The 15,472-nt window shown below is 55.3% G+C and carries 13 protein-coding genes and 3 pseudogenes; 1 reads left to right on the top strand and 15 read right to left on the bottom strand.

What is annotated here, in order from left to right; genetic code table 11:
• Nucleotides 1–9 precede the first annotated feature (9 nt).
• From JCM25146_RS16900 to JCM25146_RS16890, 9 genes and pseudogenes are all read right to left on the bottom strand, one after another.
• Nucleotides 10–1,255 (bottom strand): annotated as a pseudogene (locus tag JCM25146_RS16900) (MSMEG_0569 family flavin-dependent oxidoreductase).
• Between the two features lie 15 nt (nucleotides 1,256–1,270).
• A complete protein-coding gene (locus tag JCM25146_RS03495; protein ID WP_025825933.1) occupies nucleotides 1,271–1,558 on the bottom strand; it encodes an MSMEG_0570 family nitrogen starvation response protein in 288 nt (95 codons plus the stop codon).
• Entirely contained in the window at nucleotides 1,546–2,727 is a 1,182-nt protein-coding gene (locus JCM25146_RS03490; protein WP_025825931.1) for an MSMEG_0565 family glycosyltransferase, read from the bottom strand. The genes JCM25146_RS03495 and JCM25146_RS03490 overlap by 13 nt, the downstream gene beginning before the upstream one ends.
• Entirely contained in the window at nucleotides 2,724–3,698 is a 975-nt protein-coding gene (locus JCM25146_RS03485) for a sll0787 family AIR synthase-like protein (protein ID WP_025825929.1), read from the bottom strand. The genes JCM25146_RS03490 and JCM25146_RS03485 overlap by 4 nt, the downstream gene beginning before the upstream one ends.
• Nucleotides 3,695–4,258: an MSMEG_0567/Sll0786 family nitrogen starvation N-acetyltransferase gene (locus JCM25146_RS03480; protein WP_025825927.1), complete on the bottom strand. Its 564-nt coding sequence runs from the start codon at nucleotides 4,256–4,258 to the stop codon at nucleotides 3,695–3,697. The genes JCM25146_RS03485 and JCM25146_RS03480 overlap by 4 nt, the downstream gene beginning before the upstream one ends.
• Nucleotides 4,255–5,364 carry an MSMEG_0568 family radical SAM protein gene (locus tag JCM25146_RS03475; RefSeq protein ID WP_025825925.1) on the bottom strand — a complete coding sequence of 370 codons (1,110 nt, stop codon included), beginning with the start codon at nucleotides 5,362–5,364 and terminating at the stop codon, nucleotides 4,255–4,257. Before JCM25146_RS03475 ends, JCM25146_RS03480 begins: the two co-directional genes overlap by 4 nt.
• Nucleotides 5,361–6,341, bottom strand: coding sequence for a Nit6803 family nitrilase (locus tag JCM25146_RS03470; RefSeq protein ID WP_025825923.1), 981 nt, complete (start codon nucleotides 6,339–6,341; stop codon nucleotides 5,361–5,363). The genes JCM25146_RS03475 and JCM25146_RS03470 overlap by 4 nt, the downstream gene beginning before the upstream one ends.
• A 25-nt stretch (nucleotides 6,342–6,366) precedes the next feature.
• A pseudogene (locus JCM25146_RS16895) lies at nucleotides 6,367–6,848 on the bottom strand (MSMEG_0572/Sll0783 family nitrogen starvation response protein).
• A 338-nt stretch (nucleotides 6,849–7,186) separates the two neighbouring features.
• Nucleotides 7,187–8,589, bottom strand: a pseudogene (locus JCM25146_RS16890) (aminotransferase-like domain-containing protein).
• Nucleotides 8,590–8,887: 298 nt separating this feature from the next.
• On the opposite strand from JCM25146_RS16890, the gene JCM25146_RS21200 reads away from it, so the two are divergent.
• On the top strand, nucleotides 8,888–9,103 hold the full coding sequence (locus JCM25146_RS21200) for a hypervirulence associated TUDOR domain-containing protein (RefSeq protein WP_081774740.1): 216 nt from the start codon (nucleotides 8,888–8,890) through the stop codon (nucleotides 9,101–9,103).
• Between the two features lie 35 nt (nucleotides 9,104–9,138).
• Here JCM25146_RS21200 and rpoN read toward each other — a convergent pair whose 3' ends face one another.
• Genes rpoN through JCM25146_RS03425 form a run of 6 tightly spaced genes read right to left on the bottom strand, consistent with a single transcriptional unit; the run spans nucleotide 9,139 to nucleotide 15,472 of the window.
• Nucleotides 9,139–10,464, bottom strand: coding sequence for an RNA polymerase factor sigma-54 (rpoN, locus tag JCM25146_RS03450; protein WP_025825922.1), 1,326 nt, complete (start codon nucleotides 10,462–10,464; stop codon nucleotides 9,139–9,141).
• 9 nt (nucleotides 10,465–10,473) lie between these two features.
• Nucleotides 10,474–11,520, bottom strand: coding sequence for a HoxN/HupN/NixA family nickel/cobalt transporter (locus tag JCM25146_RS03445; protein WP_025825921.1), 1,047 nt, complete (start codon nucleotides 11,518–11,520; stop codon nucleotides 10,474–10,476).
• 1 nt (nucleotide 11,521) lies between these two features.
• Nucleotides 11,522–12,577, bottom strand: a complete 1,056-nt coding sequence (gene hypE, locus JCM25146_RS03440; protein WP_025825919.1) for a hydrogenase expression/formation protein HypE — start codon at nucleotides 12,575–12,577, stop codon at nucleotides 11,522–11,524.
• A complete protein-coding gene (hypD, locus tag JCM25146_RS03435; RefSeq protein WP_025825918.1) occupies nucleotides 12,577–13,698 on the bottom strand; it encodes a hydrogenase formation protein HypD in 1,122 nt (373 codons plus the stop codon). Before hypD ends, hypE begins: the two co-directional genes overlap by 1 nt.
• A 3-nt stretch (nucleotides 13,699–13,701) precedes the next feature.
• Complete coding sequence (locus JCM25146_RS03430) at nucleotides 13,702–13,983, bottom strand: HypC/HybG/HupF family hydrogenase formation chaperone (protein ID WP_025825916.1); 282 nt, start codon at nucleotides 13,981–13,983, stop codon at nucleotides 13,702–13,704.
• A 1-nt stretch (nucleotide 13,984) separates the two neighbouring features.
• On the bottom strand, nucleotides 13,985–15,472 hold the full coding sequence (locus JCM25146_RS03425; protein WP_035371945.1) for a sigma-54-dependent transcriptional regulator: 1,488 nt from the start codon (nucleotides 15,470–15,472) through the stop codon (nucleotides 13,985–13,987).

Here is a 15,472-nt window from a genome sequence, read left to right as displayed (position 1 = left end):
GAACTCCGCTCAGGCTACGTGCACAGTTTTGCCGGTAATCTGGCCGGCAAGCCACGCCGCATCACGCGAGATACCGGAGAAACGCCCCGAACCCCATGTGTGTAGCCATGGGAGACCAAGGAAGTAAAAGCCCGGCGCATTGGTCACCCCACGGTTCCAGACCGGTTTGTTGGCTCCGTTGAAAACGGGCACATCAATCCAGCGATAGTCGGGACGAAAACCAATACACCAGATGATCGAGGTAATACCGGCGGCCTTGAGATCAAGCGGAATGTTTTTGTCATTGGGTTCCCATACCGGCACGTAAGGTGCTTCGGTCGGAGCACTGATCTTCGCGGGCAATGTAGGCGTCGATGGATTTCTTGATGTCGGCATTGGTCTTGTCTGCGTCGTCAAGATTATCTTTCAGGTCTGGCGCAAAATGGGCCACTTCATCACGAATGTTTTCCAACGAGCCATGCAAACCAACACCTTTTTGGGCGAAAAGACGCAGATCAAGATCATGGCCGCCGTTCCGGCCCGTGACATAATGGTTCGTCTTGTCCCGTGCGCCGTCACGCAAAGGGTGGTTATCCACCGTCAGGTCATAAAAGTGCATATCTGCGAGCCAGTCCACAACATCGCGTCCACGATAGAAGCGCGAAACACGCGGTGCAGAACCAACGCACAGGTGGAGCTTGCGTTTTTCAAGGAACAGATCTTCAACGATCTGCGCACCGGACTGGCCACTCCCTACCACCAGCACAGCCCCTTCGGGCAGTTCGGCTGCATTGCGATAATCCTGCGAATGAACCTGATAGATGGCGGGGTCGATTGCACTGGCATAGCCGGGAATAACTGCATCCTGATACGCGCCTGATGCAATGACGACGTGCTGTGCGTGCCATACCTCCTGACCAGCCACCACGCGGTAGCCACCAGATTGATGCCGTGTGATGGAAGTAACAGCGGTGTGCTCACGCAAGGGTGGTGTAAAAGAGTCCACAAATCCTTTTACGTAATCAATAATTTCCTGTTTAACCATAAAACCGTGCGGGTCATTCCCCTTGTACGGGTGGCCGGGGAGCTCGCACTGCCAGTTTGGGGTTACCAGGCAGAAATTATCCCAACGTTCATCATCCCACGAGTGGCAGGCTGTTTTTGCCTCAAAGACGATATGTTCCACCTTCTCGCGGCAAAGATACCAACTCATGGACAAACCAGCCTGTCCGCCACCTACGATAATGACGGGAATGCTTTTTTCGTTCTGTGTCATGGTCGTTCTTTCGTCTCAGGAGTTGAATGACAGGACGCGCACCTGCGCATTGGGTTGATTAAGAAAGGGCGTGCAGGTCTGACGGATAGCCTGAAGCTGCCCAAGCGCGCGGCTGCACGCAAAGCCATAGCGCGCGAGAACCCGGTCACTGGCCTGTGTCAGGGCTGTTTCTGCCTTTTGCAAAAAGTCCCGGACCGGGTAATCCTGACCGGGCGTGAAGTGGTCTTGAATAACAAGCGATGGGGAGTAGCACTCACTCTCCTTTCCATCGGGCCAACGCACGCGAAAGGTCATTTCGGGCATGATGACAAAGCTCCTGAAGCAGGGACACCAGCGTGCGGCAGAGCCGCCAGACGCCGGTATGCGGGAAGGTGCCGACTGGCAACGCTATGCCAGTCGAAACGGCGGGCCGTTGCTGGGCCGCTGATCTCAAAACAGGTCTGGCTTTGAGCACTCAGGGCATGACGCAACGCGCAAACAAGTGTCTCGGGGCGGTCTGGCTGACACCAGAGTGCCTCAAAAGACTGAAGATGTTCCGTAAACGGCGGCACGGAAGGAACGACTACGGGTAACCCGCAGGCCAGTGCCTCAAGCGGACACAGACCAAAGCCTTCCGTTTGTGACGGATAGGCCAGCACGGACGACTGCCGATAGAGTGCGGGCATGTCCTCATCCGCAACAGTCCCCGTTATGGTTATGGCCTCCGCCAGACCGCCGTGCCTTATCCGCTCGTCACACAGATGACGATAAGTGGAGTGGTCCAGCAAGGATGCACCCCCGGCAATAACAAGATGCAGGTCCGGATGCTCCCGGTGCAGTGCTTCAAACGCTTCAAGCAGAACCCATGTGTTCTTGCGGCGCTCGATCCCGCCGACTGCCAGAACAAGGCGTACGTTCTGCGCGATCCCGTAACGGGCACGCAATGTATGATCGTGCGGCTCCAGTTCTGGGGAAAATCTGGCCAGATCAACGCCATTGCCCACAACAGGTGCGGACCGCCCATAGTCGTTCAGAATTCTGCTCTGCCAGAGTTGGCTGACCGTAAAAAGCTCGGTTGCAGTTGTCAGCCCCTGTATCTGCCGCGCTGCAACGCCGGGGTGTGCAAAGCTGTCCAGATGATGAACTGTGCGCGCAAAGCCTCCAAGCCAGCCTTCGCGCACCAGTTGCGCAAGAGCGTTGGCGCTAATCGGGTCCTGAGCATGCAGCACATCAAAGGACGCCTTATGCCGCAGGGCATTTGCAATTTCACCGATACGACATTCCACCAATGCTGGCAGATCAGGTACCTGTGCTGCCGGAATGCAGTGAGTTGCACAGAGGGGCTTACGGAAAAACCCCGCCCCCGTTACATCCGGGGCAATCAGGGTTGCGTCATGCCCGGCAGCACACAACGCTTCCGCCAGTGCCATACCATGCACGACCCCACCCCGCGGGTTGGTCGAATGGGTGAGAATGCCAATGGAAAGGCTCATCGCGCAAACCCCATGAGCGGGGTTTGTGCAAGGTCCCAGAACGTTTCCGTCCTGTCATTCCATGTTACATCAAGCCGCTGGGAGCCATTGCACTGACCGATAACAGCCGCTGCAATGCCCCGTCCGTGAAAGCGGGCCATAACGGCTGCTGCATCCTCTGGGTGGGTTGTCAGCAGATAGCCATAGCTGGGGAACGCAGACAACCAGCGCTCCATAGGGGCACACTCAGGGCGCGGAATGTTCTCAAGTGTGATGGTCATACCCACACCAGAACATTCTGCCAGCATAAGGGCTGTTCCCAGCACCCCGGCCATGCTGATGTCTTTGGCCGCCCGGCTCAGACCGTCTTCAGCAATGCGTGGCAGAAGCCCCAGATCCTCCTGCAGTCTGGTTCCCCCTTCGGGGCCGCACAATGCGGAGCTGGCGTCCCAGAACGGGTGCGGATCATGCCAGCGACCACGCAGGTCGATTGCCGCAATCAGCACTTCACCCGGACGGGCATCAAAGCTGGTGAGCAGACGCCGCGCACGACCGAGAATGGCTACCGAAAGCGAGTTGTGGGTACTGCGCATGTTGGTATGCCCGCCCACAACTGGCACGCCATAGGTGCGTGCACCATCATGCAGCCCGGTCAGAATAGATGCCGCAGCCTCGGACGTATCGCTCCATAGCGCATCAACAACAGCCACTGGGCGGCCACCCATTGCAGCAATGTCGCTCACATTCACCATTACGCCGCAATACCCGGCAAACCACGGCATGGCGCGGACAAAGCTGTCCTGAAAACCTTCACTGGCCAAAAGGAGATAGCCGTCCCCATCGGGTATGGCCGCGCAGTCATCTCCCAGGCGGATGGCTGCGGAGTTGTCGGGCTCCAGGATTGCCGCCGCCTGCGCAATATCCTGCTTGCCCGCAAGAGCGCGGGCGTTGCGGAGAGTATGCAGCAACGAGGTTAACACGTGCGCCATCACGCGACCTGTCGTATCCGGGGTTGTGGGCGTAGCAGCCATGTCTGGTCCTGCCCATGCGCAGGGTAGCGGGATAAATCTGCCTGCATGTCGTGATGCAGCAGGCCATGCAGCATCACGCTCCCCAGACTTTTCCAGTGCAGGCGGCGGAAAAACAGAACATTCTGTTCCTGTACCTGAGCGAGGAAGCGCGTAGCCCCAAGACCATGCGCCGTACTGACTGCCATGCGGATGAGTTCCGCCCCAATACGCCCAAGCTTGCGGTGCTCTGCGTGCACAGCCAGACGGGAGCCGCGCCACACGCCGGGTTCGGATTCATGGATACGCACAGCCCCTACAATCCGGTCCGGGATCCCCGCCATGCAGCAGGCAGCAATAATGGGGATGGCAACCTGATCGATAGTGTCCCGGTCATCCTCCATGAAGACCTTTTGCTCGGTGCAGAACACATCGCGGCGCAGGGCGTGGTAGCCAGCCCGTTCCCATGGTGTGCGCGCAAGGCGCACCACATATTCCGTGGGAATGAAAGGCCTGTCTTCCATACCGTCAAAGAGCGTACTCATTGTTCGTAAGCCGACAGCGAGGAACAGGCACCACACCGGCCACATCCCGCACGGATGTCTGTCGATTTCATGCCTGCTTCACGCAGCATCCGGCCTAGTGGGGCCAGAACGGACTTCATGAACTCGGCAGATGGCGGAGCATGGTTTTCCAGTGGGGTGCCGGAAATGGGCACAAATGGCACCACAAAAGGATATACCCCCAGGGTAATCAGCCGTTCAGCCAGAGCCAGAATATCCATGGCACTGTCGCCAAGACCGGCAAGAATGTAGGTATTGACCTGCCCGCGCCCAAAAACAGGTACGGCCTGCGCAAAAGCATCCATGTAACGGGTCACGCTAACCGTAGCCTTGCCGGGCATAATCCGCTCCCGCACAGCCTGTGTTGCGGCCTCAAGATGCATGCCCAGACTGTCGGCGCCTGCATCGCGCAGTCTCTGGAACCAAGTATGATCACGTGGCGGCTCGCACTGGACCTGAAGCGGCAGGTCAACCGCAGCCCGGATAGCACGTGCTGAGTCCGCCAGCACGGCAGCGCCTCGGTCAACCATGTTGGGAGTGCCGGTTGTCAGCACCATGTCACGCACACCGTCCAATTTCACGGCGGCTTTTGCCACTTCTGCCAGTTGTGCTGGTGTTTTATAGGCGATGGTCCTCCCCGCTTCCAACGACTGACCAATTGCACAGAACTGGCAGGATGTTCGCCGGTCAGCATAGCGGATGCAGGTCTGGTGCACCGTGGTTGCCAGTGTGTCGCGCCCATGCAGCAAGGCGATTTTCCAGTAAGGAATCCCGTCTGCCGTGGTGAGCCCATAAAAACGCGGAGCTGCCGGAAAATGGATCGTGCCGAGCGGTTGTCCATCGCGCACCAGCGTGCTGGCACCATTCTGGTCTGGCTGACTGGCCTGAAACGGGGAACGCCGGGCCCCAGACGTATAGACCGGGACCATGATCGTCTGTCCCGCAATGGTAATTGTTTTGTGATCGGAAGGACCCGCTCCGCCTTTGCGGGTCATGCCACCTGCCTGCTCGCCAATCTGCAGGCCCAAGGACTGCAGATCCGTAACAAGCTTGCGACCAGAAATCGTACCCAATGTTGGAACGCTCATGGTGCCACCACCTCTGTATCTGCCGACGTCGGGAATGAAGCACTTTCATCAGTGTAATGAACGGTATGGGCTGGCCGCCGGTCCTGTAGCAGGCTGAGCAGTTCGGGGCGGGCATAATGGCCCACACTATCCATCATCCGTTTACGTTTTGTAATGAGAGCAAAGTCGAGGTCGGCAATCACCATGCCTTCGCCCTGGGTCAGGGGTGTTCCCAGTAGTTTGCCTTCGGGCGAGACAATGGCGGTAAAGCAGCCACCACGTAGTGGCCCTTCGAGCGCAGGGTTGCCTGCTATCTCGGCAATTTGCTCATCCGTAAGCCATCCGGTGGCATTGACGACAAAACAGCCTGATTCAAGCGCATGGTGCCGAATGGTCACTTCCATCTGATCAGCAAAAATCTGACCAACCAATGAGCCGGGGAACTGAGCGCAATGAATTTCCTCATGTTGGGTCATCAGCGCATAGCGAGCCAGAGGATTGTAATGCTCCCAGCACGCCAGAGCCCCGATACGCCCCACCGCACTTTCAACAACTTTCAGGCCTGAACCATCCCCCTGCCCCCAGACCATGCGCTCATGGTAAGTCGGTGTAATTTTGCGGCGTTTGAGCAGGATCTGGCCCGTTGCATCAAAAATGATCTGCGTGTTGTAGAGTGTACCAAAATCGCGCTCGTTTACGCCTAGCACCACAACCATTCCGGTATCGCGGGCAGCTTCGGCCACCATGTCTGTTACCGGACCGGGAATGACAACAGCGCGTTCGTAAAGTTCCAGATGTTCGCCCCCAAAACGGAAAGCGGGCTGAATGAACGAAAAATAAGGGTAATACGGCACAAAGGTTTCAGGAAAGACCGCGAGCTTTACACCTTTTTCGGCAGCATCGCGGATGGCCTGACAGACTTTCCGGGCTGTACCCAGACCATCGTCACCAAGGACGGGAGTGATCTGGATGGCAGCAGCGCGAACAATACGGGACATGGCTTGCGGTCCTCCCTTTGGCCTATCAGAGAGTCCAGGTGTTCAGAATGAAGGCGTTGTCACGACGGGCAAGCAGGATAATATCGAGCACGTCCTGCGGGTTGATGGGGGTAATGCCGGGGATCAGGTTCTGCTCGCCGTAACCGTAAAGGGCCTGAAGCGCAAAGCGGCATGCATAAACTTTTCCGCCCTCTTCAAGGATTTTTGCAATCTGCTTGTTGCAGTTCATGTGCCCCGGAAAAGCCTCATCGCCCAGACGGGGGAAGCCGCGCTGCACGCCAAGGGTTACACCCGGCCCATACAGCAGCACCGATGTTTCAAAACCTTTGCGGATCAGGCGTGTGGCCTGCAGAAGATTGACAAACCCGACCGAGCCTTCATTTGCAACGGTATGAAAGGTGATAAGGCTTTTTCGCCGGGGTTGGCTTTTACGTCTTCGAAAACCTTGTTTTCATAATTAACAAAGCAATCGCCATCTTTATGCGGAGCATGTTCGACGTTCGGCATGATATTTCTCCCATATGCTGCGGTCCGTGGCAAAAGGCCGGGGCTGACCGCGTTGCGTGGGAAAACGTGGCACGAGAATCAGAGAGAGGTAAAATATTGTATGCTTAAAAAATTGGGTACAATCAAAACAAACTAAGGCGCATGTCAGGTTTTGATAAAGACAGGTCCATACAAAAAATGTAACGACTGCATACAAATGAGGGAATTTTCTATAACCCCCTGTTTTTCTTATATTTATAAATCACGCATTTGTGAATGAATGTTTTTTTGTTTTCCATGCTCCTGCAGGCCGTGGCCCGGAATCTGGTGCGATCAGAGATTCCGGGCATGCAGTCAGGTCACACAATATCGGCAAAGCCTGGAGAGCGTTTGTGCTGCAGCACCGACAGGACCCCATGGAGGGATTCCTCAAGGCTTGAGGTATCTGGCGCGCTGCCTAATGCGATCCGTGCACGCTGGGGAGGTTCACCACTAATGGTAAAGACCGTGCTGGGGACCAAGGCCAGGCCACGCCTGCGTGCATAAGCGACAAAGTCAGCGCTACCCCACCAGTCGGGCAGTTTCAGCCAGACATGGGGGCCATCGGGGTTCATGCAGTGCTCCTCCCCCAGAACTTTGCGGGCAATAGCTTGGCGCAGACGCAGTTCTTTACGGATAGCATGCAGGACGGTATGGGCCTGCTCTGTTTGCATCCACCGTGCGGTCAGCGCGCTCAGCAGACCAGCATTGGTTAAGGCTATGGCACGGATAGCCGCCGTAACGCGCCGGGTCATGTCGGCACTGGGGAGTGCGATATATGCCGTACGCAAGCCCGGACTCAGGGTTTTAGCGAGTGTCGCCACGTAACTGACACGGCCGTGATCTAGGGCTGCAAGTGCTGGAAGTGGGCTGTCCATCAGCAGGCTGTAAGGGTCGTCTTCGATAATATGGAGGTGATGGTGCTGGGCGACCTTAAGGATATCCATGCGTCTTTGTAAGGGCATGGTTGCTGTTGTGGGGTTGTGGATTGTTGGGATGCAATAAAGCAATCGGGGATGATGTTCCGCACAGATCTGGTCGAGCTGGCCGGGCATCATGCCATCTTTGTCGCTGTCAACACCGACCAGAATAAGATCAAACTGTGCTGCTATGGTACGGATACCTGGTAGGCAATGCGATCTGTCACAATAACATCGCCAGGTTGTGTATGTGTGCTGACAATTGCCGCCAAGGCACTTTGCGCACCGGGGGATACAAGAATTTCGTCCGTGCGCCGGTGACCGATAACAGGGGCAATCCATTTTGCGCCAAGCTGACGCTCCTCCAGTGTTCCGCCTGTGACGCGGTAAGACATGAGAGTATTCAGATCCTGCTGCTTTAGGATGGCTGTGATGTCAGTCTGGATCATCCGTTGTAATGGTGGATCTTGTGGAATGGGTGGCAGGTTCATGGTCAGGTCGACCACGGCTGGTCCTGTATGCCGCCAATGACTCTCGCCCGCGCCAACCCGCACAAAAGTGCCCCGTCCGACTGTGGCATCAATCAGACCGCGTCGGCGCGCCTCGGTAAAGGCCCGGGTTACGGTCGTCAGATTGGCCCCAAGATATTCTGCAATTATGCGCTGAGGGGGCAACCTGTCCCCTTCCCTCAGATCACCTTTGCGGATGGAAAGAGCCAGAGCATCCACAATTGTCAGGTAAACGGCGCTTGGGCTACGACTGATCTCATCTTTCCATTGCGGAAGGTAAGCATATTGCGACACAGAATATCTCCATACATTTTTAGCCATCTGATCTATTGTAAGCATACAATGAGATTCCGGAAATATTTCTGAGCGTATTTTTTACAATTTTAGTGCAACCTTAATTTGTCTTCGTGATATAATTCCCTTGCTGCCATGAGGGGGCGGTTTCAGTTTGCACAACTTTCTTAAGTAAATATCCTGATATTATAAAAATTTCCGCAGACATCAGATGTAAAAAAAATACGCATGCATAAATAATTGGGCACAGTTTGCCAAATTCCATTGATCTTCAAAGTTTCAACAACAGGAGGGCATCATGCCATCAGACACCTTTAAAATTGGCGATATTGTATCTTGGAATTCCGAGGCGGGTTACGTTAGTGGCCGTATTTGCGGCGTACATACTGCGCCTTTTATGGTCAATGGATACCAACACCATGCGACACCAACAAACCCACAATATGAGATTGTAAGCCTGAAGAGCACTCATATTGCATTCCATAAAGGTTCGGCATTAACCCGAGTGGATTAATAATTATGGGATTAAAATCCTAATTTATTTTGATTTCACATTGGTAAATTTTGTAATTTTCTAGAAAATGATGATCTTATTCCCATAATTTGGCGATATTTAACAACGGTGCGCCGTGACAGTGTAAACCCTCGCTGCGCCAGAGCCTCTACCAAAGCGCTGTCTGAAAGAGGGTTCTCCGGTTTTTCCTCCCGCACAATTCTGCGTAGGCAGGCTCTGGCTGCTACTGCTGCGCGCAGGGGAGCCTGCTTGTGTTGACCAACACCAGCGGTAAAAAAGAAACGTAACGGTAACACGCCATCTGGTGTGGAGATATATTTGTCAGCAACAAGTCGGCTGACTGTACTTTCATGAACCTGCATGTCCTGAGCAATCTGGAGCATGGTTAGGGGCTTTAAAGCCTCTATGCCTAGATTTAAAAAATCTCTCTGCTGTAAAAGGATTTTCTGACCTAACAGAACAAGGCTTTCACGCCTTCTGGTCACGACATTCAAAAGCCAATATGCTTCAGTCATCCATTCTCTGACCTGACCACGCTCACGCGCGCTCATGTGTGGAGAAAGCTGGCTTTGCAGGTTCGTATTCAGCATCAGACCTTGCTCTGAAGCGGTATTGGCAAAAACATGCCACTCCCCTTTATCATCACGCTCAACACGTAGTTCAGCCCGGCGTAGGAGTGCTGGCTCTACAACCTGCTGACAGTACGGATATGGTTCCAGCCGTTGCAGCGTCTGGAGCATCTGCTCCAACTCTTGCGCATTCACACCACATAAAGCGGCTAATCCGCTCAGATTTTTTTTTACCAGATGGTTTAAATGACCCAGCAATCGACTAAATGCTTCGTTCAGTAGCCCTTCATCATCAAGCTGCACGGCAAAACATTCAGCAACGGAAAAAGCACCAACTCCAACAGGGTCCAGACTGAGCAGGTACTGCCGTGCCTCCTCCGCACAGGCATGAGCAACCCCCCGACTCTGACAAAAGGCATCCAGCGTGGCGGGAGATAATCGGCCGTGTTCATCCACCTCTTCCAACAGCAGCGCCGCCAGACGACAGAGCCATGCAGGTCGAACGGAAAGTGCAATCTGACGGAGTATCTGCTCCTCAACAGAGGCATCACATGCCACCAGTCGTTCGGCTACATCCTGAGTGGAGTAAGCACCAGATGGGTCAGTACGATCTATCGCGTGATCAAACTCCCAATCCGGCAATTCCAGAAATGGGTTCTGCTCAACCTGCTGGGCTATATACGCTTCCAGATCGGGTTGAGGCAGACGTAGTAACCGGAGCGCCTCGCGCATTCTGGGTGTTACGGCAACGCCCTGTTTATGGCGGACCTTCTGCTCCAGACCTGCGCGCATGGCGCTGGTTCAACCCCGGGTATGTGGCATGGGTTCCATGCCCGTCTCCCGTCGGGCCACCGTTTTATCCCACATAAAAGCACCAGCCCACAGCGCCATAAATACCACTAGAATCACACTTCCCAAGAGTGGGAAATGCTCGGTCAGTCGGGACGCGATCTGCATAACTGCCGAACCGGTTACACCGTCTTCCCCCCAACCAGCCACATACTCCGTCACTCCCACCCCGATGGCGGCAAGAGCAGACACTCCGGTAATAGCCAGATTATAAATCTGACGGCGGGTTTGCGTTTGTGCACTCCAGCCATAGGCACGCATCATCAACACGGCATCAAGCGTATCTATGGCGGACATACCAGCGGTAAAGAGCAACGGGAACATAAGGATTCCCAACACCCCAAGCCCCTGCGCACTCTGGGCTGCTGCCAAGCCAAGCAAGCCAACCTCGGTTGCAGTATCAAACCCCAGACCGAACAGAAAACCAAGGGGATACATCTGCCATGACCGCCCTATAAGCCGAAAAACCGGGACAAACAGGCGCGCCATAACACCGCCAGAGAGTGTATCGGGGATAGCTGTTTTATACATGAGCGCATGCCATTGACGCCACGCCGCGTATACATTGTACGCCGCCATAAGAAACAAAAAAGCTATGGATACAGCCGAACCAACACTCCCACCCACCAGATGCCAGCGCTCAAGCCAGTCATGTGTCGGCAAAACAGCCAGAAAGAATACCGCGAGGCACACGACGGAAGAATGCCCAAGAGAAAAGAAGAACCCTACCCCCAGTGGTGAACGGCCAGAGACCATGAGCTTACGGGTGACAAGGTCAATGGCAACAATATGGTCCGCATCCATGGCATGACGCAAACCAAACATCCATGCCAGCAATGCAGAGGCCAAAAGTGTGCCATTACCTCCAAAACAGAACCATGCCAGTGTCCATGCAAGAACATTTAAAAACAATAAAGCTACCAGAAGCCTGTAGCCCTGCATGCAACGTGCGGTCATGCTGAAGAGGCTCCCAGCCGGAGCAGATGGGTCTTGCGGCATGCTAGCAAATCCTTGGCAGTTGCTCGCCAGATGGCATGGTCAAAACGCGCGTTCCACCGAACTCATTTACAAGGTGGACAGCGCCCCGCCTGTTTGGACTGGCCTGTAACGTGCCAATTATTGCAGCATTACAGCCTAATGGATGGCCTCGCATGGCAGCAAGTGCATGCTCCGCATGGCATGGTGGAACAACCACAACCAGCTTGCCTTCATTGGCTAAAAACAGCGGGTCCAGACCCAGAATTTCACACACACCCTCCACTTCGGGGTGGACTGGCAAAGAGGCCTCCTTAATAGTCACCAGCACCCCACTGTCTTCAGCCAGTTCGCTCAGCACCCCGGCGACACCGCCACGCGTGGCGTCGCGCATACAATGTACATCGGGCACTGCATCTAACAGAGCGTCGACCAGAGTATTAAGAGGCGCACAGTCACTGTGCAGCTGTGCCTGAAGTGCCAGATCTCCGCGCGCACACAATATGGCAGCTCCATGGTCACCTAGTGTGCCATTAACCATAACGACATCGCCCGGCTGCCCGGCAGCAATGCTTATGGAGTGTTCGGGCCGAATAACGCCAATGCCACTTGTCGTTACAAACAGCCCATCACAGGCGTGGCGTGGTACAACCTTGGTATCTCCGGTAACAATGCGTACACCTGCCCGCGCAGCACTCTGGGCCATAGCCTGCACAACCCGACGGAGCACGGCAAGCTCCAGCCCTTCTGCCAGTACAAATGCAGCAGACAGGGCCACAGGCGTTGCCCCGCCTACAGCCAGATCATTAACTGTACCGCACACGGCAAGTGTTCCAATATTGCCACCGGGGAATTCCAGCGGCTCCACCACAAAAGCATCTGTTGTAAAAGCCAGTCGATCCCCCTGCTGTGCCAGAGCGTTCAGGTCCAGACGAGCCTGATCCTCCTGAGCAGCGGCAGGGTCTTGTGCAAAAGCTGCGAGAAACACCTCATCTATCAGAGAGCGCATGGCGCTGCCGCCACCACCATGAGCAAGGGTAATGCGACCATCAGCACCAATTCCAGTTAAAGTGCCGGACATTATGCAGCCTCCCCCACACCATGATATTCATAATAAGCAGCGCAGGCCCCTTCGGAGGAGACCATAAGCGCACCTGACGGGTGATCTGGGGAGCAGGCCCGGCCAAAAGCCTGACATTGCGGTGGTTTGATGCGCCCTGTCAGCACGTCTCCGCAGCGGCACTGTTCCTGATCCGCCAGATGATGTGGTTGCATGGCAAAACGTTTTTCTGCGTCAAAGTGGCTCCACTCAGCTCGTAATTGCAGACCGGACCCGGCAATCTGGCCAAGGCCACGCCATTCGCATGCTTGCCGAACCTCATAAACTCGCTCAATCGCCGCCATCGCAGCCAGATTGCCCTGTGATGCCACGACACGTGCGTACTGATTTTCTATTCGCGCGTCTCCTGCCTCGATCTGCTTCATTACCATAAGCAGAGACTGCAGGATATCCAGCGGTTCAAAACCAGCGACAACCAGTGGGCGTTTGAAGTCCTGCGCTATAAAGGCATATGGCTGTGTGCCGATCACCATGGAAACGTGACCAGGACCAATAAACCCATCAACATTAAAGTCTGGTTGCTCCAGCAATGCATGCAGCGTGGGGATAATGGTAATATGCTGGCACAGGATAGAAAAATTACTGATATTTTCGGCATGTGCCCGTAAAATTGTAAGAGCGGTTGAGGGGGTGGTTGTCTCAAACCCCAAAGCAAAAAATACAACCTGCCGCTCCGGGTTGGCGCGTGCAAGGGCCAGCGCATCAAGCGGGGAATATACCATGCGCACATCGGCTCCCGCGGCGCGGGCTTGTAAAAGGCTGCCACTGCCACCGGGGACACGCATTGCGTCCCCAAATGTAGCCAGAATCACATCAGGCCTGTGCGCTATGGCTATGGCATCTTCTATGCGTCCTTTGGGCAGGACGCAGACCGGGCAGCCCGGACCATGTGCAAACTCGATATTATCAGGCAGCTTCCGGTCCAGACCATAACGAAAGATCGTATGGGTGTGCCCACCACACACCTCCATAACCGTCACTGGACGTTTACGGGTGCAGCCAATGCGCTGGGCCACATGGTTGATCTGCGCCAGAAGTGCTTCTGCCAGATGCGGGTTGCGGAACTCCTTGACAAATTGCATGGCTCAGGCCCCCGCGCTGTTGCGCATGGCGTCCAGTTCCCCTGCCAGTTCGTTCATACTGGCAAGCAGCCTCAGGGTCTCCTGCGCTTCTGCTTCGTTTATCCGGCTCATGGCAAAGCCTACATGGACAAGCACCCATGCTCCCACCAGCTCCGCAAGTGGCTTACCCTGCTGCGCAACACACAGCACATCCACCTGCCTGCGCACACCCGACACATCCACCTCGGCCAGCATGGCCTGTTCATCCACAATTGCCGTGATCCGGCCGGGAATGCCAAGACACATTTCAGGAATTTCCCTTCTGTAAACTTTGCTTTCCCGCATTGGGAATAATGCCATAACGTTCAAGCTTGGCTCGCAACCCTACGCGGGAGAGGCCGAGCTCCCGCGCTGTCAGGCTTTTGTTCCACCCACACCGGGCAATGGTTTGCATCAGCACATCAGCTTCCAGCGCATCCATGCGTTCCTGCAAGGAGCCGTTGGCGTGCGTGACTGGTTCGGGAGCAGACAGTGTTGGAGGTGCTGCACAAACAGGTTCCACTCCCATGAGCATAGGGGACAGCAGATCCAGCCCTAGACTGTCGCTCTCGGCTAGCACCAGCATACGCAAAATTTCGTTCTGCAGTTCACGCACATTACCGGGCCAAGCGTAACGTACAAGCACATCCATAACACCCGGAGCAAAACCGCGTACATGCCGGCCATGCCGTGCGCAGGCAGCATCCAGCAGGTGCTGCGCCAGAACATGGATGTCTGCAGGCCTACTCCGCAATGGAGGAATACTCAGCACCATGCCAGTCAGGCGGAAATACAGATCTTCCCGGAACCGCCCAGCCCTAACCTCTGCCCGCAGGTCCTTATGCGTTGCGGCCAGCACACGTACATTCACGCGTGTCGTCTCGTTAGTGCCAAGGGGACGGAATTCTCCCTCTTGCAGAAAACGAAGGATCTTGACCTGAAACGCGGGAGAAATATCTCCAATTTCATCCAAAAACAGCGTACCACCATCTGCCTCTTCCACAAGGCCACGGCGGTTGGCATGAGCTCCGGTAAAAGCCCCTTTACGATGGCCGAACAGCTCTGATTCCAGAAGATCATCTGGTATGGCCCCACAATTGACGGCAATAAAAGCTCCAGCGCTGCGCTGACTTGCGTAATGCACCGCACGGGCCAGCAACTCCTTGCCGGTTCCGGTCTCACCTTCAATCAGGACCGGAATATCAAATATCGCTGTCTTGGCCGCCTGACGGCAAACATCGCTCATTGGGCTGGCAGTGGTGCGGATGATGGAATCAAAATGGTAGCTACCCGCCACCCGCTCCCGCTGTTGGCGCAAACGTCCCTCCGCTACAGGTGGGGCAAGCCTGATCTCGAGCGAAAGACGTTCGTACTCACGCTGCATGGCAAAGAGTTGCGTGGCATTCCGCGCGGCCAGCAAGAGCTGGTCGGGGTGCCACGGCTTGGTAATATACTGGTAGATGCCAGCCTGATTAATGGCCTCTATCATGTCATCCGGTTCGGTATAACCGGTTACTATCATCCGCACGATATCCGGCCAGCGGGTGCGGACTTCTGCCAGAAACTCCACCCCGCTCATGCCCGGCATACGCTGGTCGCAAAAAATGGCGTGAACCCAGTTGCTCTCCAGCAATGCGCGGGCCTGCTCCACATTGGTGGCGCTCAGAACCTCAAATTCCTCACGCAGGATACGTGCAATAACTTCCACGGAGCGCGGTTCATCATCAACAACCAAAATGCAGGCAGGTGCTACCAC

Source organism: Acetobacter okinawensis JCM 25146 (genome assembly GCF_000613865.1).
GTDB classification, from domain to species: Bacteria; Pseudomonadota; Alphaproteobacteria; order Acetobacterales; family Acetobacteraceae; genus Acetobacter; species Acetobacter okinawensis.
Note: the sequence above shows the minus strand (reverse complement) of the source record. Positions and strands in the feature narration are given on the sequence as shown.